16 protein-coding genes and 1 riboswitch are annotated in these 25533 nt (G+C 38.3%); of the genes, 15 read left to right on the plus strand and 1 reads right to left on the minus strand.

Annotated elements, in window-relative coordinates; genetic code table 11:
• Positions 1-172: 172 nt before the first annotated feature.
• On the plus strand, positions 173-676 hold the full coding sequence (locus G602_RS25190; RefSeq protein ID WP_044931037.1) for a DUF2752 domain-containing protein: 504 nt from the start codon (positions 173-175) through the stop codon (positions 674-676).
• Between the two features lie 43 nt (positions 677-719).
• Here G602_RS25190 and G602_RS28575 read toward each other — a convergent pair whose 3' ends face one another.
• Complete coding sequence (locus tag G602_RS28575) at positions 720-1955, minus strand: alpha/beta hydrolase (RefSeq protein WP_026657905.1); 1236 nt, start codon at positions 1953-1955, stop codon at positions 720-722.
• Between the two features lie 390 nt (positions 1956-2345).
• Between G602_RS28575 and G602_RS28580 the strand changes: the two genes are divergently transcribed.
• The 14 genes from G602_RS28580 (at position 2346) to G602_RS0104680 (ending at position 25445) form a co-directional block, all read left to right on the plus strand.
• Positions 2346-6362 carry a BspA family leucine-rich repeat surface protein gene (locus G602_RS28580; RefSeq protein ID WP_049945055.1) on the plus strand — a complete coding sequence of 1339 codons (4017 nt, stop codon included), beginning with the start codon at positions 2346-2348 and terminating at the stop codon, positions 6360-6362.
• 737 nt (positions 6363-7099) lie between these two features.
• Complete coding sequence (locus G602_RS0104620) at positions 7100-9160, plus strand: hybrid sensor histidine kinase/response regulator (protein WP_026657907.1); 2061 nt, start codon at positions 7100-7102, stop codon at positions 9158-9160.
• Positions 9157-12603, plus strand: a complete 3447-nt coding sequence (locus tag G602_RS25205; RefSeq protein ID WP_049945056.1) for a DegV family protein — start codon at positions 9157-9159, stop codon at positions 12601-12603. The genes G602_RS0104620 and G602_RS25205 overlap by 4 nt, the downstream gene beginning before the upstream one ends.
• Before the next feature lie 15 nt (positions 12604-12618).
• Entirely contained in the window at positions 12619-13413 is a 795-nt protein-coding gene (locus G602_RS0104630) for a response regulator (protein ID WP_026657908.1), read from the plus strand.
• Positions 13410-14555: a diguanylate cyclase gene (locus G602_RS0104635; protein WP_026657909.1), complete on the plus strand. Its 1146-nt coding sequence runs from the start codon at positions 13410-13412 to the stop codon at positions 14553-14555. The genes G602_RS0104630 and G602_RS0104635 overlap by 4 nt, the downstream gene beginning before the upstream one ends.
• 17 nt (positions 14556-14572) lie before the next feature.
• Positions 14573-14788: riboswitch (cobalamin riboswitch) on the plus strand.
• Positions 14789-15481: 693 nt separating this feature from the next.
• Positions 15482-16657, plus strand: coding sequence for a sirohydrochlorin cobaltochelatase (locus G602_RS31325; RefSeq protein ID WP_442855898.1), 1176 nt, complete (start codon positions 15482-15484; stop codon positions 16655-16657).
• Positions 16626-18194 carry an ABC transporter substrate-binding protein gene (locus G602_RS25215; protein ID WP_049945057.1) on the plus strand — a complete coding sequence of 523 codons (1569 nt, stop codon included), beginning with the start codon at positions 16626-16628 and terminating at the stop codon, positions 18192-18194. Before G602_RS31325 ends, G602_RS25215 begins: the two co-directional genes overlap by 32 nt.
• A gap of 12 nt (positions 18195-18206) precedes the next feature.
• Positions 18207-19676, plus strand: a complete 1470-nt coding sequence (locus tag G602_RS0104650) for a cobyric acid synthase (protein ID WP_026657910.1) — start codon at positions 18207-18209, stop codon at positions 19674-19676.
• Between the two features lie 5 nt (positions 19677-19681).
• The gene (locus G602_RS0104655; protein WP_026657912.1) at positions 19682-20311 is read left to right on the plus strand and encodes a precorrin-8X methylmutase; all 630 of its coding nucleotides are present in this window, start codon (positions 19682-19684) and stop codon (positions 20309-20311) included.
• Between the two features lie 19 nt (positions 20312-20330).
• Positions 20331-21479, plus strand: a complete 1149-nt coding sequence (cbiD, locus tag G602_RS0104660; protein WP_044931039.1) for a cobalt-precorrin-5B (C(1))-methyltransferase CbiD — start codon at positions 20331-20333, stop codon at positions 21477-21479.
• Between the two features lie 44 nt (positions 21480-21523).
• The gene (gene cobM / locus G602_RS25220; RefSeq protein ID WP_081675838.1) at positions 21524-22408 is read left to right on the plus strand and encodes a precorrin-4 C(11)-methyltransferase; all 885 of its coding nucleotides are present in this window, start codon (positions 21524-21526) and stop codon (positions 22406-22408) included.
• Entirely contained in the window at positions 22375-23397 is a 1023-nt protein-coding gene (locus G602_RS0104670; protein ID WP_026657933.1) for a FecCD family ABC transporter permease, read from the plus strand. The genes cobM and G602_RS0104670 overlap by 34 nt, the downstream gene beginning before the upstream one ends.
• On the plus strand, positions 23387-24433 hold the full coding sequence (locus tag G602_RS25225) for an ATP-binding cassette domain-containing protein (protein WP_049945058.1): 1047 nt from the start codon (positions 23387-23389) through the stop codon (positions 24431-24433). The genes G602_RS0104670 and G602_RS25225 overlap by 11 nt, the downstream gene beginning before the upstream one ends.
• The gene (locus G602_RS0104680; protein ID WP_049945059.1) at positions 24411-25445 is read left to right on the plus strand and encodes a cobalt-precorrin 5A hydrolase; all 1035 of its coding nucleotides are present in this window, start codon (positions 24411-24413) and stop codon (positions 25443-25445) included. Before G602_RS25225 ends, G602_RS0104680 begins: the two co-directional genes overlap by 23 nt.
• The last annotated feature ends 88 nt before the right edge of the window (positions 25446-25533 follow it).

Consider the following 25533-nt stretch of genomic DNA (forward strand, 5'->3'; position numbering starts at 1 on the left):
TCTCCTCGTCCGAGAACTACAGATTTTTGACATATATAAGGAGGTCTGATATCTAAATTATTGCTTACAATTTACTAGCAGATTGTATCATAAATAGGTTTAGTGTTACAATTTTTCAAGGCAATTATAAAAAGATATAATTACTAATTCGGTGATACTAGAGAAAAATAGTATGGAAATGATAAATAGAAGAGAAGATACACAGGAAGTGATTAAAGATAATAATGGAGAAAATTTTAATAAAGATATAGCTGATTCAAAATATAAAAGAATCCGTTCAGTTATATCTGAATTGGCATTTATAGTAGGAATTCTTGTGTTGAACTCTATCGTATATGTGCTTACAGGCTATGGAATTCCGTGTGTATTCAGGCTGGTAACTGGCTTTAAATGTCCGGGATGTGGGCTTACACATGCTTACCTTGAGTTGTTTAAGGGCAATATTCATGGAGCGATGGAATATAATATTATGTCTGTAACTATGATGCCGGTACTGGGACTGTTTTTGTTTTATAAAGGGATAATCCTACTTAAAACGGGTGAGGTAAAAATCAAGAAGTGGGAGAATGTATTTCTGATAATATGCGCAATAATAATAGTGGTGTTTTTTGTCTACAGAAATATACCGGAGTTACTTAATCATCCGATTTTTAAAATGATTATAAGTAAAAAATAGATTCCAGCTTTTCTTGATTTGAAGAAAAGCTGGAATCCATTTTTTAATGGATATTTTCGTCATCATGCTTGAATGCGATCTGTGCAAAATTATAAAAGCCCTGATACCAGATATGGAAATCGTGACCACCGTTCATTTCCTGCCACATAAAATTCTCACCATCAGTGAATTTGTCACTTAATGCAGGAAGACTTTTTGCTGCGGCAGAAGAACTCTGATAAGCTATTCTGTCCTGAAGTCCGCATATGTTGTAGAAATAATATATGGGATATTCGCAGCTCTCAAGAAGGCTAGCGGTCTTAGTTGCAGGGTTACTGGTAGGAGCAGCGGAAAAGGCACCAAAGTAGCCGAAAATATCATTACATTCACCAAGGCCTATATTTATGGTCTGCATGCCGCCCATAGACAATCCTGCAATAGCTCTGTGGGCTCGTGCAGCACTCAGGTCATAGCCATCCTCGCTGTATTCGCCATAGGTGCTATAGTGTGAATCCATGTATGGAATAAGATCATTTCGAAGTTCCTCTCCAAATTTATAGAAGGAATCGATCTGACTTGTATCTTTTTTATTATCGGCACCGGCCCTTCCGTTTGGTGTAACTACGATAAAGGGTTCTATGTCTCCATAATAGGTAAGGTTATCCATTATAGCCTTTACCCTTGAAGTATTCTTTGTAAGTCCCCATTCATCTTCATCTCCGCCAATGCCATGAAGAAGAATCATGAGATTATATTTCTTTTCAGGATCATAATTGGGTGGAAGATATACGTTAGCTTCTTTTGTTATTTCACTTCCGTCTCCGGCATAATCATGTCCCGTATATGAAATATGTTCGATTGTCCCTGCTTCATCTGTCCTAAGATTCGTATATTTTGGAAGTACATGCTCACCAATTTCTGCTGTAGGAGTGCGTTCTTCTGATGAATCGACGTCCGTATTTTCGGTAGCTTCCTCTGATACAGAAGTCTCTTCAGCTATGGCTTCTGCATAGGCATTATCTGTGGAACTTTGTTGATTTTGCTGTTGTTCGTGGTCTTCTTGATTTTCTGAGGTTACTGTTGACACAGCTTCATCTGAGATATCCTCTGTTTGAGTCTTGACAACTGTGTTCTCTGTTTCTGACGTTTCTATTTCTTCACTTCCTGATTCATTATTAGCTGTACTTTCTATCATACTTTCTTCTACGACAGAATTTGTATCTGAATTTGTATCTGGTTTAGTGCAGGCGCTCAATAATCCCATTGTCATAATTAGTTCCCATATTACTTTTTTCTTCATTTTGTGACTCCTCCTAAATAATGATTATGATAGCGATATGCTTCAATCTCTACCTGATTATTGCGCAAAAATGCTCAGATATAAACTTATGCCTTTTTACGCCTGCATGCAAGTAATCCTACTTTTTTGAAAATGCTCTTACATTAGAAGATCGTTTTTCGAGAGAATTGGTTTATGGTTCATATTATATAGCTGTATGCATATGCTCAGTGTTCAACAAAGAAAAAAGAGAAATTATTTCAGAAATTTGAATTTAATATCCTTTTTTTGTTTATCTCATTGAAATAAAAGTCCAAAAACAAGAAATAAATCCATTAATATGATTGCGATTTAATAAATGACATGGTACCATTTTGTCCGTTGCGTTTTGAAATTATTAAGGAGAGGTTAATGAGAAAAATGTCACAAAAGAGAATAGCGATAATAATTCTTACTGCTATACTAATGTTCACACAGAATAGTACAGTAATACTCGCTGAAGAACTTAATAATGATTCCACAGTCATATTGAACCAAGAGAATGATGAAAACTCTCAAAATGGCGATTCATCACAGGAATCATCTTCAGAAGAGGATAATACATCCACTACAGAATCCGTAAATGGATCAACCGATGCAGTAACTAATGAAAATAACTCTGAAGAAAATAGCTCAGCTAGTAATGAAACAATAACTGATGAAAATAACTCTGAAGAAAATAGCTCAGCTAGTAATGAAACAATAACTAATGATAGTAACTCTGGAGAAAACAGCTCACTCAGTAATGACTCAGTAACGGATGAAAGTAACTCTGAAGAAAATAACTCAGTTGGTAATGAATCATATACTGAGCCTGCAGAACAGACAGAAAAACCTGAGAAACCTGAAGATAGTTCTAATGTTTCTTATGATAGTTCAAGGGAATCTGCTGACGCTGAAACTCCTGCTCAGTCGAATGAAGGGGATACCGGTGCACCAGATGATGCAGACTTATTTGATTTCAATTTTGATGAGTCCGAGAATAATAATAGCAGCAATGATTCTCGAGAAAACTTAATACTCGACTCAAAAGTACGTACAACCAACCAAAATAATTCAGATTGGTATGAATATTACGATTATGAGTTAGATGATTCAAAAATGACAATCACCTTAAATGTATTTAATGGACGCGGTGACGCATATGTCTATAACCATGCATATATCAATGGAAAGGAGTACCAAACATATGTATCAGGAACAACTTTCTCTTATCATGGCAATATTAACGCCACTTCCGTCAGATTTGAAGAAGGATGTAAAACTGTTGGTTCTCACTTGAAGTTTACATCTAGTTGCTTAACATCTGTTGATCTAACTGGATTAGATACAAGCTCTATAACTGATATGAGCACCATGTTCTCATCTTGCACATCTTTGGAAACAGTTGAGTTTGGAGGTATCAATACTTCAAATGTTACAAATATGAGAGATGCATTTCATTATTGCGGAAAACTAAAAAACATAAGTTTTTCAGGAATTGATACTTCAAATGTCACTGACATGTCAGGTATGTTCATGCTATGCTATCAACTTGAGCAAGTAGATTTAAGTGAGTTTGATACCTCAAAAGTAGAAAACATGCATCAAATGTTCAACGAGTGTAAACGACTTGTAAACCTTGACTTAAGCAATTTTAATACTGCTACCGTAAAAAATATGTCTGGTATGTTTTATGATTGCTCAGCTTTAGAAATGCTTAATATATCAAGTTTTGACACTTCTAATGTGACTGAAATGAACAATCTGTTTTGTGGGTGCTCAAAATTGGAAGAGCTTAATCTTGGCAATTTTGACACATCAAATGTAAAAAACATGTCAAGTATGTTTAGCGGTTGTAAAATATTGACATCTTTGGATCTTAGTAGTTTTAATACGTCAAATGTCACTAATATGTATTCAATGTTCGGAGCATGCTATAACCTAGAAAATATTAACATACGTAGTTTTGACACTAGTAATGTTACTAACATGGAATGGATGTTTAATGATTGTAAATCCTTAAAAAATATTGATGTTAGCAATTTCAATATCACAAATGTAAATAAAATAACTGGCATGTTTTGTGATTGTGAAAATCTTAAAACTTTAGACATGAGCTCTTTTAATATGCCAAACGTAAAAAGCTTTTCTTTAGTTTTGTCCAAATGCAAAAAATTAGATGTTATTGTTACTCCAGCGGATAACCATAGTTTGGGGTTACCTGGAAATTTCATTATTGATAACGATAACGATGGAAAATCTGATGACGGAAAAACTTATACAAATATGCCCTCTACACTAGGTGTTGTTCGCCTCATTAGGAAAGGGGCAATAATCGAAAATGAAGTAAATAATACTTCCAATACCACTACTGGTTTTGATCTTACAAAGCATGGACATTGCGTAATAAACTCAAGTAATTCCTTCAAATACTATACACATTATCGTATCCCTTTAGAACGATATCAGGAAGTATTTGGAGAAGAATACACACAGAATATTTATGATCAAAACATAGATGATTGGGGCGGTAATTGCTTTGGAATGTCATCAACAGCTATCCTGTTCCAAGAAAATAAACTGACCCTTGATAAATTCGTGAAACATAATAATGGTTCATTAAACTCTTCAGGATATGATGACTTTGACAATACAGAAGATGGCAGTTTCCTCTATTCAAATATAGATTCTGAATTGACTAAACTGATAGAACGATATCAGATTTGGCAGGAATCAACGCAATTGATTAATATCAAAACACAAGATAGAGCAAAATTTAAAACTGAATCCCAACGAGCTAAGAATTTTAAGACTGTTGTCCAGAATATTGAAAATAACAAGAAAACATATTATCTGTCCGTGAGATGGAACACTTCATATGGAAATAACGTCGGACATGCTATGGTTGTTGATTCATCAAGAGCTCCAGAAAAACAGTCAAATGGTTGGATTAGAATATATTTATACGATCCAAATTATCCTTATTTCGAAAGCTTTGGTGATAAAACTCCCTGCTATAATTACAATCAGGCAACAAACAGATACGTAGATATAAATACTAATAATGGACATTGGAAAATGGATGCAACTTTGGACGGATCTGGTAACAGTAACTATCAGATTGGTTATACTGACAATAATAGCTTGCTCCCCGGAAGCAGTATAGCTTTTATTGATACCAGTAACTTTCCTTCAGATTTCAGTAAAAAAGCAACTTTCAAGGAGCCTGAGAACTCAACATGTATAGCATATTCCAGCAAAAACTTTAAAGTATACAATTCTTCGGACAAGCTATTGTATCAAGTTGCTGATGGTTCTGTTTCATTCATCGATGAAAGTGCTGTTGAAGATGTTGGAATTGAAGGATACATATCAGATTCAGATCAAGCGAGTAATGTCGGAAGATTAATCCTGTCAAAAGGGAAATACAAAGTAACTGCTGATGATGGCTCAATAGCATTTATAGAAAACGGGGATTATGCAGGTATACTGACATCAAACAGCACTATTACACTTGAAAATACCAACACCAATGCCCTGGCTATTTCATCTGATAATAGTGGAAATACAATGATTGTTATCCAAGACCATGTTTCAGATAACGAATTCTACTCAGTAAAAACCAACCTGAGCACTGATAATGGTGAACTTGGTATTTCACTTAATAAAGACAAACTTACAATAGATACTGCAGAAAATCAAAAAATAGATCTAAATGTTATTACTAAGTCAGGTCAGAAAAAGATGACAAATATCGCTACTGATGATATTAAAAACCTTGATGTTGATGATTCAAATAATACTAAGAAACCTGATAAAAAGAGGAATGACAACATTACCACACCATCAAACAGTGACACAGCTTCAAATAGTCAGGCTACTTCTAACAATCGAATAAACAATGTCTCTACTGATGATACTAAAGACCTCGATGTTGATGATTCAAATAATACTAAGAAGCCTAATGAAAATAGGAATAACAACATTATCACACCATCAAACAGTAGCACATCTTCAAACAATCAAGCTACTTCTGATAATCAAACATCAAGGACTGCTCCCAGCAGTAATAATACTGATACCAACGTAAATTCAAATACAATCGGTTCAGAATCAAATGAGGTGACGATAAGTCAGAACAAGAAAAAAATTAGCTATTCAAAGCTGAAGAAAAAGTCTCAAAAAGTAAAAATTACTGTAGATAATACCACAGGAACTATAACGACTAAAAATACTTCTTCAAAGAAGATAAAGAAGTATATGTCAGTATCAGTGAGCGGCCAGACCGTTACCTGTAAACTTAAAAAAGGTGCTACCAAAGGAACATACAAAATAAAAGTATCTATCTCAGGTGATAGCAATACTAATAATAACATTAGTAAAACAATAAAGATTAAAGTTAAATAATTCTTAACCATATATCTACATTACGAACCACAAAAGGGGCTGTCGCATTAGTGCGACAGCCCCAATGATTTTACCTCGCTGTTACGTCAGAAAAAGGTTTTGGGAGGAAATTGGTATAACCCCAAAATGGTGGGTATTCCTAATGGCTGATTTGTTCGCGAATAGACGTAACTCATTGAGAAGGTGTGCTCCCGCAAGCTGTAGTAATTCAGTCAATGGAGGCAGAAAAACTGATAATGGTCTACTGCAAAATATGAGCAATGCACCAATGAGACAATATCTCTAGGAATAGACGTAAAGTAGATAGAATATGAAAATTTCCATTTCTGAATATTTACGTCAATAGTTAGAAGAATTAAAGTGCTGGTTTACCGCCCAAATTTTGCATGCGTCTATATACATAATTGTTCTCGAGTTGACTTAACTCATACAGGAAGCATAACATCCGCAAGTTGACATGTATCAGTCTAAAATTGCAATAATTGATTTATTGGATTACCGCCTTAATATCGATTACGTCAATGCAAATGAAAAAGAGATAATTGATTGATCTGCGCGGAGATGATTATACGGAGTATGAAAGCATGCTCGCGAACAAGCTTGATGAAACAAGAATATTCATGGAAACTTTATAGATATTTAATCAGAGATATAAAAAAACGTATATATAAACATGATAAAATACATATATTAGGCGAAAGAGGTGGAAAAGCATGATCTTTTGAGGGGGCTAAGAGGTGAATGATAATACTGGCCGTAATCTCAAATCACATAATGTTGTAATTGTTATCATTACCATTGCGTGCATCGGTGCCATAATAGAGAGCGTGAATCTGAGGTGGGAATTCTGGGTTTCGCCCTTGATTTTGTGCGGTATCATCGCAGTTTGGGCTATGCATATAAGTCAACATCGTGACTCAAGGTTCAGAGAAAATTTCTATATGATTTTTTCAATGATAGTTGCTTTCTTTCACGGTGTACATTTTACAAGCTATTTTGATATTTTTGTTATTTCATCGCTTCTTTTGGTTACAGCTACGCTTCTTAAACGTAAAATATATCTGCACCTGAATATCGCAGAGTTCTATCTGATAATGATCATGCAGACAATAACAGCTGCATTGAATCATTCTATGAATTTCGATTCCCTTACAATTTCGAGAATAGTTTTGCATTGTATTGCTGAACTGGGCCTCTATAAAGCTCTTTTGATCCTTCTTGAGGACAATCAGAAGATGCTGGCAGAGGTCGAGTCCAAGGAAAAAGATGAGGAAATGAGTAGTGCAACAATGGAGGATTTCCTTGTAAACATTTCTCATGAACTCAGAACCCCTGTAAATGTAATAACAGGAATGTCGGAGCTTATATTAAAAAAGGAATACAGAAATGATGTTGTTTCCATCAGAAATGCAGGTATACGCTTGTCACATCAGATTGAGGACATACAGGATTATTCTGAAATTCAAAGAGGCGACGCGCTCATCGTTGAAGAGAAATACAGCATAATCTCAATAGTAAACAATATTGTTTCAGGCCTTAATATAATGGGCTTAAAAAAAGGCCTTGACCTGATAATAGACATTGATCCGAATCTGCCTGCTCTTTTAAAAGGAGACGGAAGCAGGCTAAACAAAATTATTACCCAGCTTCTTGATAATGCCATCAAATATACAAAGACCGGTGGGATTTGCCTTAAAATTACAGGCATCAGAAAAGACTATGGGGTAAATCTGATTATAGAAGTTACTGATACCGGAGTTGGTATGAGAAACAGAGATATTGAAAAGCTTTCTAAAGGCGGATATCAGGCAAATAGAAAAAGAAACAGGAGCACAGGCGGTATTGGTCTTGGGCTCTCAATAGTGTATGGATTTGTCAGACTGATGAACGGCTTTGTGACTATAGAAAGTGAAAAAAACAAGGGAACTACAGTAAGGATCAGCGTAGTGCAGGCAGTTCTTGATGGATCACCATGCCTTCGTGTAAAATCCAAGGATTTCATTAATATCATTTATCATGTCAATCCGGAGAATTTTAATAATAACAAGGTTCGTGCTTTTTATAATGAGATGGCTACAAATATGGCGGCGGGACTTAGAGTTAATCTTTATCCTGCTCCGAGTATCAGTGAACTAAAAAAATTACTGGACAGAGGAGATATTACTCATATTCTGATGGGATATGAGGAGTATAAGAGTGCACCGGTATTTTTTGATGAACTTGCTGATAAGAATATTAAGGTTGCGGTTTTTTCTGATAAAGGAACGGTTTTACCTAAAGGAACCGCGGTAATCAATATGCCAAAGCCTATGTATGCATACCCTGTTGTGAGAATACTTAACGGTGACGAATCAGGATACCTTCCGGGAGAAGAAGGGGTAAAACCGGTTCTTGATGGAGTAAAGGCTCTTATTGTTGATGATGAGCCAATGAACCTTATAGTGGCATCGGGATTATTTAAAAATTACAACATGATAACCGATACTGCCGAGAGTGGTAAAGAAGCACTGGAAAAGTATGAAAAAAATGATTATGACATAATTTTCCTTGACCATATGATGCCGGAGATGGATGGCGTAGAGGCTATGAAAAAGCTGAAGCTACTGGCTGAAAGAAAAGGGAGAAATTTGTATACCATAGCACTAACGGCAAATGCCATAAGCGGTGCTAAGGAGATGTTTATCAGAGAAGGATTCGACGGCTTTATAAGTAAACCAATAAAGATAACGGATTTTGAAAGAGCTATGCATCGTGCTTTGGAGGGCGGTAAAATCGCCCGTGGCGGAGGTATAGGGTGATACGCAAAGCATTTAGAAAAATAATTGCGATGATAAAGGATCCCTCCAGAAGCTTCAGAGAGCGCGTATTTATACTGTTAACGTTGGTTTCCTACTTTGTACTTATACTTGCGCTTATAGGAGATATTACTTTTGGAGAAAACATTGTTGAGGTAGTGGCACTTACTATTTCGATGGTTTTGATTCCTCTCATTACATTTGTTTCCGTAAAACTGAATAAGGTCAATCTTGCATCAAGAGTAGTGGTTCTTAGTCTTGTTTTTGTGCTGCTTCCGATTCTGTTCTATTTTGGTGGTGGAATTGAGGGTGGAGGTATACTCTGGATTATTTTTGCTTATCTATATACCGGCCTGGTACTGAGTGGAAAATGGAAGCCTGCAATACTTGCTGTTCTGACTATTGAAACCATAGCATTTTATGCTGTGGAGTATTTTTATCCGGAATTGGTGCAGCATCATACCCAGAAACTGTTCTATGTCGATTCATTATTATCGATGATAATGGTTGGCGTAGTGTGCTGTATGATGGTGTGGTTTGAAGAGTGGCTTTATAAGGAGGAAAACAGAAGAGCGAGAGAAGAAACAAAAAAGATTGAGGAACTTATCAGCAACCAGAACAGGTTCTTCTCTAGCATGAGCCATGAAATAAGAACTCCCATAAACTCTATCCTTGGCCTTAATGAGATTGTTTTGAGACAGGAGGATGCATCCGACGAGATAATAAAGGACTCTCAGAACATACAGGGAGCCGGGAGAATGCTGCTTTCACTTGTAAATGATATTCTTGATATATCAAAGATGGAAGCAGGTGAGATGGATATTGTCCCTGTAAATTACAATCTGGAGACATTGGTATCGGACATTTTTAATATCATGTGCCATAGAGTAGAGGACAAAGGACTTGAATTTTATGTAGAGATTGACCCGACACTTCCTGCCGAGCTTTTCGGAGATGAAGTAAGAATTAAGCAAATTCTCATTAATCTTCTGAATAATGCGGTCAAATATACAGATGAAGGCTCTGTAACACTGCATATTGAAAAGGGAGATATTACCGGTGATGATGTTTTACTTTTAGTTTCGATAATTGATACAGGAATTGGAATTAAGCAGGATGCAATTCCATATTTGTTTGATGCATTCAGAAGAGTTGATGAGGAGCGTAACGCGGGAATAGAAGGAACAGGTCTTGGTCTTGCTATTGTTAAAAGACTTGTTGATCTGATGAATGGCAAAATAACTGTAAGCAGTGTCTATACAGAAGGTTCAACGTTTATCGTTTCGCTTAGGCAGAAGGTTGCCAGACATGAGAGCGTTGGAGAAATCGATATAAAGAAGCTTGGCTTCAATAAAAAGGACGGAAAATATATTCCGGCATTTACGGCTCCTGATGCAAGAGTGCTGATTGTTGATGATAATGAGATGAATCTTGAGGTTGAAAGGAAGCTCATAGCAGATACTCTTATCACTATAGATACGGCACAAAGCGGTGAAGAAGCCCTGTCCATGACATTAAGTGAGAAATATGATGTTATTTTTATGGATCACGAGATGCCCAAAATGGATGGTATTGAATGCCTGCAATATATAAGAAAACAGTCAGGAGGATTAAATAATCATGTTCCTGTTATTGCGTTTACGGCTAATGCAGGTAGTGATAACAGGGAGTTATATAATAAGAGTGGATTTGACGGATATCTGGTAAAACCTGTTACAGGTAAACAGCTTGAAGAAATGCTTCTGGAACATTTGCCTGAGTTCAAGGTGAAGAGAACAATGGCAGATAATGCTTCAAGTGTCCATTCAAATGCTAAAGGAACTTACAGTAAGAAAATTTCCGTAATAGTGGCTACAAGCAGTATGTGTGATCTTCCTCAAAATATATTAAGGGAATGCCAGATTGATATTATCCCCTTTAGTATTACTGCGGATAAGAAAACTTATTATGACCGCTTGGAAGCCAGCACGGATGAAGTAATTAACTATATGCGTCAGGGTGTTACATTTGAATCTGAACCACCGTCAGTAGAAGACTTTGAGAAATTTTTTGGTAAAGAAATTAAAAAGGCTCATGAGGTTATATACGTATCGCTTCCTCCGGCAATAAGCAAAGAATACTATAATGCACTTGAAGCAGCCAAAGAGTATGGCAATGTGCGAATAGTAGACTCCGGATTTAATTCAGGAGCAATGGGCATGCTGGCTCTTATTGCATATAAGATGTCAATGCAGGGAATAAGCTCTGACAAAATAATAGATGAACTTGAAAAAGTAAAGAGGAGAATTAAGTGCAGCTTTGTAACCGATGATGCTGAACTGATGATGAAACGTGGATCAATAGGTAAATGGATTTATGGTTTCATTTCTACATTCGGATTCAGACCGGGGATTGTTGTAAAAAACGGAACTTTATACATTAACAGAATGTATCTGGGTGACCTCCTGACATGCTATGAGGAATATATTGAACACATGCTTTCAAAGAGGATAAAACCGGATACGGATGTGATTATTGTTGAGTATGCATCATTGACAGAAGCTCAACAAGTAAAGATTAAAGAAGTAATAGAAAGCAGATTTCCTTTTGAGCATATTATTTTCCAAAAGGCATCGGCTGTTGTGTCACTTAACTGTGGTATGGGAGCTCTCGGATTATCATTTATGACAAAAGGAGAGACTTCTTATGAGCTAAGCAGACTGCTTGTTCCTGAAGAGCCTGAGAATGAGTCAAAGGATGAATATTTTGGGGAAGATGAGAATGATGACTTATATTCAGATAACCTGGAAGGTGAACTGTCATCTACAGATTATGAATATGAAGATCAAAATGTTTCCAGTACAAAGTGGTATGAGAACCTTGAGGGGATAGACAGCAGAATGGCTCTCGATTACTCAGGCTCAGAAGAATCACTTATGTCAGTTATGAAGATTTATTACGAGGCAATCGACAAGAAGGCGGATGAAATAGAAGAATACTTCACACATGAGGATTATAAGAACTATACAATTAAAGTTCATGCGCTTAAGAGCTCTTCAAGGCTTATTGGTGCTGCTGCTCTGGGAGATCATGCGGAAAAGCTTGAGCTTGCAGGAAAAAGCAGCGATATAGGGTATATAAAAGAACATACAAGGGAATTGCTGAATGAATATCGTGCTTACAAATCCATATTGGCTCCTGTTTTTTCTGATATGAATGAGGAAGAAGCCGGTAATAATGAAAAAGCATACGATTTAAATGAAAAGTTTGACAGGAATCTGCTTGAAAGCATATATGAAGGTATCGCTCAGGGAGTGGAGAACAAGGATGATTCTATGATTGCTGATATTCTTGATGAGATTTCAGAATATGATTTACCTGAAGAAGACAGTGAAAGATTCAAAAAGATAGAAGGTTATTTAAATGAAAAAAACTATAGTGCAATTTCAAACCTGATACAGGGATGATACAGGGGGTAAGCTATGGCAAACAGGGTGGCACTTATTTCGAATCATTTCAGCGTGGTTGTGAGATCTATTGAAAAGAATCTTACTGAACAGCATTTTACTGTTAACCTACTGGATATTAATATGGAACAGATCATGGCTTTTATAGAGAAGGCCGATGTTTTTCTGATTTATCTTCAGAATACTATTGTCGATGATGAGAAAAAAGTAAAAGATCTGTTCAAGCTTTGTGATGCAGTAAGGGATCACAACAGAAGACTTATTTGTATCGGAGCAGACAGAGACAGGGATATGTTTATTCAAACCGTACCTGCTTTACATGATTGTACATGGATGGACAGGCCGGTTGATATGGAACTTCTTACTGATGAAATTAAGGGTGAGATTGAGAGACTGGCAGATGAGAATTCTCACTATAGCATACTTATAATAGACGATGACCCTGTGTATGCGAGAATGGTAAGAGAATGGCTAAGATTTAATTACACTGTCAGTACAGTTGAGGATGGAACACAGGGAATAACTTATATATCGAGAAGAAGGGTCGATCTGATTCTCCTTGATTATGATATGCCTGTTGTTGATGGCCCAACTATTTTGGAAATGCTTAAATCATTTCCTGCAACCGCTCATATTCCTGTTATTTTCCTTACCGGAAAGGGGGACAGGGAGAGCATAAAGAGAGTAGTTGGATTAAAACCCGAAGGGTATATCCTCAAAACAGTGAAAAAGGATGAACTTCTAAAAACTCTTAATGATTTCTTTGAGAAAATAGGAACGGAATCAATTGAGGTGGAAGGTAAGAAATGAGTACCAGAAAGGCGACTATTAAAAAAATATACATAAGCCTCTTTGTCTACTTTATAGTTGTCTCTATACTATATGCGCTAATCATAAACGGAAGACTGGATATAGTGAGTTTTTTACTGATTAGATCCGTCCTTATGGTTATTTTTGTGGCATGTTTTCTGAGGTGGTGGAAAAAGGATTATGCGGCTAAGGAAAGGGACCGTTTCATTAACCGTGCCATTCAGTATGCGGTATCTTCAAATTCTCCTGAGGAAAATATCAGAATGATGATCAGATTCCTTGGAAAAGAACTTGGTGCAATGCGCATTTTTATTTTTGAGGATCAGAAAAACGGAAAGTATCACGGGACTTATGAATGGTTTGATGATGAGCTTGAGTCGGCGTCGCTGGAGCTGATGTATCTTCCTTACAATGGATTGGTAGATGTGATTCTTGATGAGTGTGAGAAAAATAATTATCTTATTATATCCAGCCCCGAGGCTTGTAAACATACCATACCTTCGCTATATGACCTTATTAAAACAAGTGACATTGACAATATGGTTCTTGGGCCTCTTGAAGTAAGCGGTAATATATTCGGACTGTGCGGAGTAATAGATGTTCCAAAGGATAGATTGGAAGAAGTTGCAGAAATCATAACACTTATTTCATATTTCATTTCGCAGCTGATTATGCAACGCGAAGAACAGCGACGAAGCCTATTCTACAATTATAATGACACTTTGACCGGAGCTTATAACAATATTGCATACAAGAGATTTGTAGAAACAGATTTGGACATAAGCTCACCCTTTGGATATATTCGCTGTGACCTTATTGGGCTTACGGAAATAAATATCTCTCAGGGATATGAGGTTGGAGACATGATAGTTATTATTCTTGCCAAGTCACTTATGGAGGTATTTGGTGAGACTAATGTCTATCGCATGAATGGTACTGAATTTGTTGCCTTTGGGTTTGAGACAGATGAGGTTTATTTTAATAATGATGTTGAAAAAGTAAAAAAGATAATAAAGGAAAAAGGAATCAATGTAGCGATTGCACCGGTTTACTGCATGTATGGTGTTACAGATATCAGTCTTGTGGTGAAAAGAGCAGATAATCTGATGCATGAAAATTTTGAAAAAATGAAAATAAGATGATATTATAATGCAGACAATTGCATAAAGCGTAAGGTGTCTGCAGGCATTACTGTTTTTATAAACAGGTGCTGTGCAGGTGAAAAGGGAAGCAGGTGTGAATCCTGCACGATCTCGTCACCGTGATTCGAGAGTTTGTTTCTGTTACCACTGGATATTTATTCCGGGAAGGGGAAACATACGATGCGTAAGCTGAATCGATCAGCCGGGAGACCTGCCTTTCGCTGTACATGGATTTATCCGGGCTACGAGGAATTAGCTGTACGAATAATTTTGAAGCAAAATAGTATTTTGCTTTCTTTGACTACGTACATTTTTAACCTCTGTCTTCCGGGCAGAGGTTTTTATTATCTTATAGATAATTAATAAATGTAAAATCTAAAGAAAAGAGGATTGTTATGAAAAGAAAAACTATTGCGGTAATCATGGCTATGACACTTACACTTTCTCTTATGAGTGGATGTGCCGGCAAAACAGAATCAAACGAATCGGTGGAAACAACTACAGAGGCAAGCACAGAACAGGCTGCAGAAGAAATTCAGGAAGAAAGTACAGAAGAAACATCTTCAGAAGCGCCAGAAGAAACATCAGAGGAATCAGAAGCTGAAGCTACAACAGAAGAAAAATCTGAAGAAGCTTCAAGCGATGCTGCTTTACAGGATGGTGAGTATAGCGCAAAGTTCACAACTGATGGCAGCATGTTCCATATCAATGAAGCTTATGGAGACAGAGGCACACTTACAGTAAAAGATGGTGAGATGACACTTCATATCACACTCCCTTCAAAGAACGTTGTCAATCTGTTTCCCGGAACAGCAGAGGATGCACAGAAGGATGGTGCAGTACTTCTTGAGCCCACAACAGATAAGGTTAAGTACGAGGATGGAACAGAGGAAGAGGTATACGGCTTTGATGTTCCCGTTCCTGCAATTGACGAGCCTTTCCAGCTTGCGCTTATCGGAACAAAAGGCAAGTGGTATGACCATGAAGTGACTGTATCTGATGTTCAGAGTGCTGAAGCAGAGGAAGGTGATGATGATATGGCTGCAGCAAAAAAAGTAGCAGAACTCATTGATGCAATCTATGTTCAGAACTGGACAGAGGAGACTGATGCTCAGTGCGAAGCAGCAAAGAAAGCATGGGATGAACTTACAGATGAGCAGAAAGCGCTTGTTGAAGGTGAAGTAGCAGATCCCGATTATTTCGGAAATGATACAGGTGATGCCTCCAAGGATGATCCGCTTAATGGAGATGAAATCGGAGAAAATGAACTTTTGGTTGTAAGCTTTGGTACTTCCTTTAATGACAGCAGAGCAGAGGATATCGGCGGAATTGAGAAGGCCCTTGCTGCAGCATATCCTGAATGGTCTGTCAGAAGAGCGTTCACAGCACAGATCATTATCAATCATGTAAATGCAAGAGATGGAGAGAAAATCGATAACGTAGATCAGGCACTTCAGAGAGCTGTTGACAATGGTGTTAAGAATCTGGTTATACAGCCAACACACCTTATGCATGGCGCTGAGTATGATGAGCTTGTAGATACACTTGGTAAGTACAGTGATAAATTTGAAAGCGTTAAAATAGCGGAACCCCTTCTTGGAGAAGTAGGAAAAGATCCCTCTATTGTTAATGAAGATAAGGAAAAGGTTGCAAAGGCAATCACAGAAGCAGCTGTTAAGGATGCGGGCTATGACACCATTGATGCTGCCGATGAAGATGGAACAGCCTTTGTATTCATGGGACATGGTACATCACACACAGCGAATGTAACCTACTCTCAGATGCAGACACAGATGCAAGAACTTGGATATAAGAATGTATTTATTGGCACTGTTGAGGGACTGCCTGAAGAAACAGAACTTAATGCTGTAATTGAAGCAGTAAAGACAGCAGGATATAAAAAGGTAATTCTTCGACCTCTTATGGTAGTTGCCGGTGACCATGCTAACAATGATATGGCCGGTGATGAAGAGGATAGCTGGAAGAGCGGATTTGAAAAGGATGGTTCCTTCGACAGTATAGAGTGCCAGATTTCCGGACTTGGCGGAATACCTGCAGTTCAGGAAGTCTATGTTTCACACACAGGTGATGTTCTTAATTGATTTTATGAAAAACAGAAAAAGAAGATTTGAATTAAAAGTTGTAGCTTTTTTCTTACTTCTTTTCACTGTAGGTTTGACAGGATGCGGTGGTATTTCCGATGGGGAGTATACCGCATCTGTGTCACTTACGGGAGGGAGTGGAAAAGCTTATATTGAGAGCCCCTGCAAGGTTACTGTAAGTAATAAAAAAGCAGAGGCAGACATAATTTGGAGCAGTTCTAATTATGACTACATGATAGTTGACGGAAATACTTATTACCCTGTTAATACAGAGGGAAATTCGGAATTCATTATTCCGATTGAAATAGATAAGGATATGGAAATTCAGGCTGATACCACTGCTATGAGTCAGCCTCATTTAATAGATTATAAGCTTAGATTTGAGCTTATAGATACTAAAAATCAAACTGATTCTGATACAGAAAACGTTGACGAAGGCGGTGAGAGTGCAGAAAAAACAGATGCAGATTATTCTGAAAATCTAAAAAATCCGCCTGTGGCAGGAAATCTTCAATATCTAAGTACCGATGAGAATAAGTATGCAGAATGCTTTGTTATTCACCGATACGAAGATGGTTATGCAATAATATCGGTTGATGATGGAAATAACTATCTTGTAGTACCGGAAGGTATGACTGTTCCGTCAGGACTGGGTGAAGACATCATTGTACTGAGTAAGCCCCTTGACAGAATTTATCTTGCGGCCTCCGGTGTAATGTGCCAGTTTGATACCCTTGGAGAAACAGTGAAAATAATTCTATCAGGCATAGAAAAGGATAAGTGGTATGTGGACTCGGCAAGAGAAGCCATGGAGTCCGGAAGTATGGAATATGGCGGAAAATACAGTGCTCCGGATTATGAAAAGATGGTAATGGAGGACATAAACCTTGCTGTTGAAAATACCATGATTCTTCACACGCCCAAGGTTTTGGATAAGCTAAAAGAGCTTGGAATTCCGGTTTTTATTGACAGATGCAGTTATGAAAAGGAGCCCCTGGGGCGCCTTGAATGGCTTAAGATATATGGTCTTCTTACAGATAAGGAATCTGAAGCGGAAGAAGCCTTTAAGGTGCAGACAGACCTTGTGAATAATTCTGATAATTCTGATGCAGGAGACAAGACTGTCGTAGTGTTTTCAATTAATTCAAATCATATGGTATCGACAAAAAAGAGAAGTGACTATTTTTCTAAAATGATAGAAATGGCAGGTGCAAGGTATCTGGGCCCCGATATGGAGGATGATGAGAAAGCTACATCGCAGGTAACTGTAAGCGTAGAGAGCTTTTATCAATATGCATCGGATGCAGATATAATTATTTATAATTCTACTATTGAAGAAACTCCGGAATCGCTGGAATCCCTAATGAGTACGGATATAACCTTTAAGGATTTTAAAGCATTTAAGACCGGTTCGGTTTACTATACCGATAAATCACTTTATCAGTTTGCAAATAAGACAGGAACGATAATAGATAATCTTGGAGATATTATTTCCGGCGAAAAAGACGATACTGAGTTTTTTCACAAGCTAAGATAAAAAGGAGAAAAAGTGGCTAAAAATCTCATGATTCAAGGCACAATGTCAGGTGCCGGAAAGAGCATATTAACTGCCGGAATATTGAGAGTGCTACGCCAGGATGGCTACAGAGTGGCACCCTTCAAATCACAGAATATGGCGCTAAATTCCTTTGTTACCAGGGATGGCAGGGAGATGGGGAGAGCTCAGGTAGTACAGGCACAGGCTGCAGGACTATCCCCTTCGGCAGATATGAATCCTATTTTACTAAAGCCTATGGGAGATACGACCTCACAGGTAATAGTGAACGGACTTCCAATAGGAAATATGAAAGCTGCAGAATATTTTAAAATGAAAAAGCAGCTGATACCTGACATTAAGGCTGCATATGAGAGATTAGCCGCAGAATCGGATATTATAGTAATTGAAGGTGCAGGTAGTCCTGTTGAAATAAACCTGCGGGAGAATGATATTGTGAACATGGGACTTGCACAGATTCTGGACGCGCCTGTTCTTCTTGCCGGGAATATTGATCCCGGTGGAGTTTTTGCTCAGCTCTTGGGAACAGTTAATCTTATGTCTGAGGATGAAAGAAACAGGGTTAAAGGACTGATAATTAACAAGTTTCGCGGAGATGTCTCACTTCTTGAGCCGGGACTTCAAATGTTTTCAGAGTATTGCAGCATCCCGTTTGCGGGTATTGTTCCTTATGTTTCTCTTGATATAGATGAGGAGGACAGTGTTTCAGAGAGACTTGAAAACAGGGGCGATAAGAAGGAAAAGGATGCTCTTATAAAAATAGCAGTTTTGCGGCTACCCTTTATAAGTAACTATTCGGATTTTTCTGTGCTTTCAAGGATAGAGGGTGTAAGCCTGTCGTATGTTAAGGCTGCGAAAGAACTGCAAGAGGCAGATATGGTAATTCTACCGGGGACAAAGAATACCATTAAGGATATGGAATGGCTTAGAAAGAATGGTTTGGATGAGGCAGTAATGAATGCTGCCAAGGATGATAAGCTGATCGTAGGAATATGCGGCGGCTTCCAGATGCTTGGGGAGAGTATCGACGACAGGGATAATCTTGAAGGTGGCGGAAGCATTAAAGGATTAGGACTTCTTTCTGTTTCTACGATTTTTAATCATGAAAAGATGCAGAGGCAGACTACAATAGAATTAGCCTCCGTTACAGGATACTTTTCCGACCTTAACGGTGCCAGGGTAAGCGGATATGAGATTCATATGGGAAGGACAGACAAAGTAAAAAATGAGCTTCCGATTTTGACAAATGAAAACGTGTTGGGAACATATATACATGGAATATTTGATTCGGCAGATGTCTGCAGACGAATTCTTGGTATCATTTGTGATAAAAAGGGGATTGGACATAACCGGTTTGTCATAGAAGATGCGTTGGTTCATCAGGAGAAGGAATTGGACAGGCTTGCAGATGTATTAAGAAAGAGTCTTGATTTTGACCTTATTTATAAGGCAATAGGTATATAGAAAATATGGAGATAAAACATATACTGCCTTCTGATATAGAGAAGGAAAGCTTTAGGATTATTAAAGAAGAGCTTGGTGAGATGGGAAAAGTTTTTCCTGAAAATCTGGAACCCACAATAATGAGAGCTATACATACAACAGCGGATTTTGAATACGCAGATACCATGACTTTTTCAGAAGGTGCTATAGAAAAAGCAAAGGACGCTATAAGACGAGGCGCACATATTGTGACTGACACCAATATGGCTTTGCAGGGTATTAGCAAGAAGACTCTTATGAAGTATGGTGGAGATGTTCACTGCTTTATGGCGGATAAAGATGTTGCGGAAGAAGCTGCAAGGAGGCAGGTAACAAGAGCATACATTAGTATGGAAAAGGCAGGTAAGCTTAAATTTCCAATAATCTATGCAATCGGGAATGCACCAACTGCTCTGATAAGGCTTCGTGAGATGATAGACGAAGGATACAGACCCGAGCTCATAATCGGAGTTCCGGTAGGTTTTGTTAATGTTGTAGAAGCAAAAGAACTGATTCTGGAAACAGATATACCGTACATAATAAACAGAGGAAGAAAAGGCGGAAGCGGAGTTACAGCAGCAATATGCAATTCCATTCTTTATAACATGGATATGTAAATGCTGCGAATGAGGGAAAATGCCGGATAGTATTTTTATAGACAAAAACGGAAATAAGCTAAGGTGCGGATATACAACAGGGAGCTGTGCTGCAGTAACAGCAAAAGCAGCCCTTATGATGCTCCTTTCAGGTGAAGATATATATAATGCAAGCATTATAACGCCGAAAGGACCTGTGTATAATGCTGAAATTATCGACATTGAAAGATGCGATAGCTCCGTAAGCTGTGCAGTTGTTAAGGACGGAGGAGACGACCCGGATATAACAAGTGGAAGCAAGGTATACGCAAGTGTGGCGCTTGCTGAAGAATCAGAAATTGTTATCAGGGGTGGAAAGGGTGTAGGTGTTGTTACTAAACCGGGGCTTGATCAGCCTATAGGTGAGGCAGCGATTAACTCTGTACCTAGGAAAATGATAAGGGAGAATCTGGAAGAGGTTCTTGGGCAATATGGCAGACACAACCAGGGACTTGAGGTTACCATTAGTGTTCCTGATGGGGAAAAGCTGGCAGAAAAAACTTTTAATCCAAAACTTGGAATTGTCGGAGGTATATCAATTCTTGGTACCACAGGAATTGTTGAACCCATGAGTGATCAGGCAATCCTTGATACTGTTCGCACGGAAATCAGGGTTAAGAAAGCAGAAGGAAAAGAGATATTGCTTGTTGCTCCGGGGAATTACGGATTGACGTTTTTAAAACAGGAATATGGTATAGATGAAAATGATGCGGTGCTATGTTCTAACTTTGTAAATGATACGGTAAAAATAGCCTGTGAAGAAGGTTTTTCCAGGATATTATTTGTGGGCCATATAGGAAAACTTGTAAAGGTTGCGGGAGGTATCGGAAATACGCATTCCATGTACGGGGATCACAGAATGGAGATACTTTCCGGGATTGTAGATGAGTTTACGCAGGACTTAAATAGCAATAATCTAAGAAGTAAACTTATGGAATGTGTCATGACTGATGAGGCAGTAAGAATTATAAATGAGGCTGACCTTGGAGAAAAGGTTTTTCCAAGAATGGCAACGAAAATAAAAGAAGTAATGGAAACTTTCTCAGAGGGGAAAATAATTACTGAAATCATTGTTTTTTCAAATGAATATACAGAGCTTGTAAGTACTCCTGATGCATATGCTTTTTTGGATTACTTTAGACATGAATAAAAGGTTACATGATTTGGGAGCTGTTGAAAGAGGAAACTGATTATATGGTTCATTTTGTTGGTGCAGGTCCGGGAGCTGCCGATCTGATCACTGTCAGAGGAAAAAAGTTAATAGAGGAAGCAGACGTTATCATTTATGCCGGTTCACTGGTAAATCCTGAACTTTTGAAGTATGCAGGATCGGATGCGGAGATTCATGACAGTTCAAGACTGACACTGGATGAAGTAATAGCCTTAATGAAAAAGGCAGATAGCGAAGGAAAGACCGTTGTCAGATTACATACAGGGGACCCTTCCATATATGGCGCAGTAAGAGAGCAGATGGATATTCTGGATTCTGAAAAAATATCCTATGATTCAACTCCGGGGGTGAGTTCATTTTGCGGTGCAGCGGCAGCACTCAATATGGAATATACACTTCCCGGAATAAGCCAGAGCGTCATCATTACAAGGATGGAAGGAAGGACTCCCGTTCCTGAAGGAGAATCTGTTGAAGCTCTTTCTTCCCACGGAGCCACAATGGTGTTCTTCTTATCGGCAGGAGATATAGACAGACTTGTTAATAAATTGGAAGCTGCCGGAATGTCTTTGGACACACCTTGTGCCATCGTATATAAAGCAACCTGGGATGATGAGAAAAAATTCATCTGCACACTTGATACACTCGCCCAAACTGCAGCTGATAATGATATTCATAAAACAGCTCTTATCATAGTTGGAAAAACAGTAGCACAAACCGGATATGAGAAATCCAAGCTCTACGCACCGGATTTTTCAACCGAGTACCGACCAATAAAGCCTTCCCCTGATGGGGGCGCACATCGTCCGGGGGACGATGGCTTTGCGCGGACCGAAGCGGAGCGAAGACGGTGGCCCGAAGGGCCGGATGAGGGGACATGCAACAAAAACATAAAAAGCGAACCTACATAGTATATATAACACTAATTATTCTAATAATTATCGGCTTTTTTGCTAACGTTTGCATAGGAAGCACAAGTATAAGCATAAACGATGTACTAAATACTTTTACTATGCCATATGCCAACTCAAAAACAGCCAGCATCATAATGAACATCCGCCTCCCACGAACAATAATGACCTTGTTTCTCGGTGGGGCCCTTGCTGTGTCCGGATTCCTTCTTCAGACCTACTTCGCCAATCCAATTGCAGGGCCATACATACTTGGAATATCTTCGGGAGCAAAAATGGCAGTTGCAATAACTCTTATTTTTATAGTAGGAAGCACAGGAAATTCATCAGGACTGATGCTTATTTTTTCTGCCTTTGCAGGAGCTATACTATCGACCGGTTTTATTATTCTTATATCATCGAAAATAAAAAACATGGCAGCGCTTCTTGCAGCAGGTATTATGGTCGGATATATATGCAGCGCTGTAACGGATTTTCTTATAGCCTTCGCAGACGATTCGGACATAGTGAATCTTCATGGATGGTCACAGGGGAGTTTTTCCGGTGCGAATATGGCAGGGGTAAGATATTCAGTAGTTGTTGTTTTAGTCGCATTTATTCTGACTATGACACTTAGTAAAAGCCTTGATGCATTAAGACTTGGAGAGACATATGCAAAAAGTGTGGGCGTTAATGTTAAGGCATGCAGGATATTTATCATAATATTATCCAGTCTTTTGGCTGCATGTGTTACAGCTTTTGCAGGACCCGTTTCCTTTATTGGAATAGCAGTTCCGTTTTTGATGAGACAGTCACTTAAATCCTCCAAACCAATAATCCTTATCCCGGCTGCATTCCTTGCAGGGGCAATATTTTGTATGTTCAGTGACCTTTTGGCGAGGGTGATGTTTGCACCAATGGAACTTAATATATCAGCAGTTACATCATTGTTTGGAGCACCTATTGTAATTTTTATGATAATCAGGAGAAATAGAAACCATGAAGCTTGAGAAGGTTATTGCAGGCTATGGGAAGAACATAATAATAAACGAAGTGGATGCCAAATTCGAAAAAGGAGAGATTGTATCTCTTATAGGCCCAAACGGAGGAGGAAAATCCACCCTTCTTAAGACTATTTCAGGTCAGCTGAAGCTCCTTGGAGGTACGGTTTATCTTGGAAAAGAAGATATAAAGAACATATCTTTAAAGGATCTGTCCGGGATACTCTCTATTGTTACAACGGAGCGTGTGAAGCCAGAGCTTATGAGCTGCTTTGATGTAGTCATGTCCGGACGTCTTCCGTATACAGGGAGCTTTGGCTCGTTTTCAGATGAAGATTATCAGGCGGCAAACAAAGCAGCGGGCCTGATGAGAATAGACAAGCTGAAAGGTAAAGCTTTTGAAGCATTAAGTGATGGACAAAAACAGAGGACACTCATAGCCAGGGCAATATGTCAGGAGCCTGAGTATCTGATAATGGACGAGCCCACATCCTACCTTGATATCAGATACAGGATGGAGCTTATGGATGTTCTTAAAAAGCTGGCTGGTGAAGGCATAACAATAATAATGTCCTTGCACGAGATCGAACTTGCCTTGGAAATATCATCAAAAGTTCTTCTTATACGAAGTGATGGAAATGTAGTAGCGGAAAGGCCACAGGCTGTTATTGAAAACGGAGTAATAAAGGAACTATACAGACTGACGGATGACATGTATGAGAAGATCGAAATACAACTTAAAAATAGTCTGTATTACGATGATAAGGGAAATGATAAGCCGGATGAGAATATAAGGCATTCCTCATTTTTTCTAAACAAAAAGTGCGAGTATTATCCGTGCCATGATCTGCCGGAGGAAAAATTCAGCTGTATGTTCTGTTATTGCCCCTTATATGATATGGAAAACTGCGGTGGCGATTACAGCTATACCGAAAAAGGAGCAAAGAACTGCAAAAATTGTACATTTCCACATGATAGAAACAATTACGGCAAAGTGATAAAAAAGTTAAAGGAAAAGATGTATGGAGAGCGTCGAGATTCATAATTACAAATTCATATGTTTTACCGATGCAGGCTGTAACCTTATGTTAAAGGTAGTCAAATCTCTAGTTGTAAATATTGAAAAGCCGGGGAAAGAAAACTCAGAGATTGAAGATGCAATTATTCCGAATAAACTGCATGACTTGAAAAGCTTTATTGAGAAGAGCTTTAAAACAGGAAACATACTGGTATTCATTGGTGCTATGGGAATAGCGGTCAGGTCAATTGCTCCATTTATAAAGGATAAAACAACAGATCCGGCCGTAATAGTCATTGATGAAAAGGGAGAGTTTGTCATACCTGTTTTATCAGGACACATAGGTGGTGCAGTTGATGCAGCCAGGACTATTGCAACACAAATAGGTGCTACACCTGTTGTAACAACCGCCACAGATGTCGAAGGACTTTTCGCAGTCGATGTATTTGCCTGTAAAAACGGCATGTTTATGTCTGACATGAAAAAAGCTAAAGAGTTTTCTGCAAAACTTATAAATAATAAAACAGCTTCTTATTATGTTGACGAACAATATTTACATATAGATAATTTTCCACCTGAACTTAAGCGGGATACAGGAGTTTTTGATGCACCGGATATGATTATTACCCCTGAAAAAACCAATGGGGATATCCTGCAGCTTATTCCAAAATGTATAGTTGTGGGAATGGGCTGCAAAAGGGAAACTGCTGGTGACAAGCTTTATGCATTTTGCGCAGAATGCCTGGATAAAGCAGGACTCGATATCCATTCTGTAAAAGCAATTGTTTCTGCCGACATAAAGTCGGAAGAACCTGGGCTACAGGACCTTTCCAAGTGGCTGGATGCAGATTTTATTACCTTTTCATCAGCTACACTTATGGAACAGGAAGGTGAGTTTTCTTCATCTGATTTCGTGAAATCAGTTACAGGAGCGGATAATATATGTGAACGCGCGGTAATAGCGTACGGTTGCCACAAACTACTTGTAAAGAAAACAGCCCGCGATGGTATGACCTTCGCATGCGGAACAAGGCCTTGATCATTGGAATAAAAAAATATTTACCACTATGTGGGACATAAACAATAAAGCCTTCCCCTTGGGGGACGTCGGTTTTGCGCGGACCGAA

Origin of the sequence: Butyrivibrio sp. AC2005, from assembly GCF_000424145.1 — a bacterium.
Lineage (GTDB): Bacteria > Bacillota > Clostridia > Lachnospirales > Lachnospiraceae > Butyrivibrio.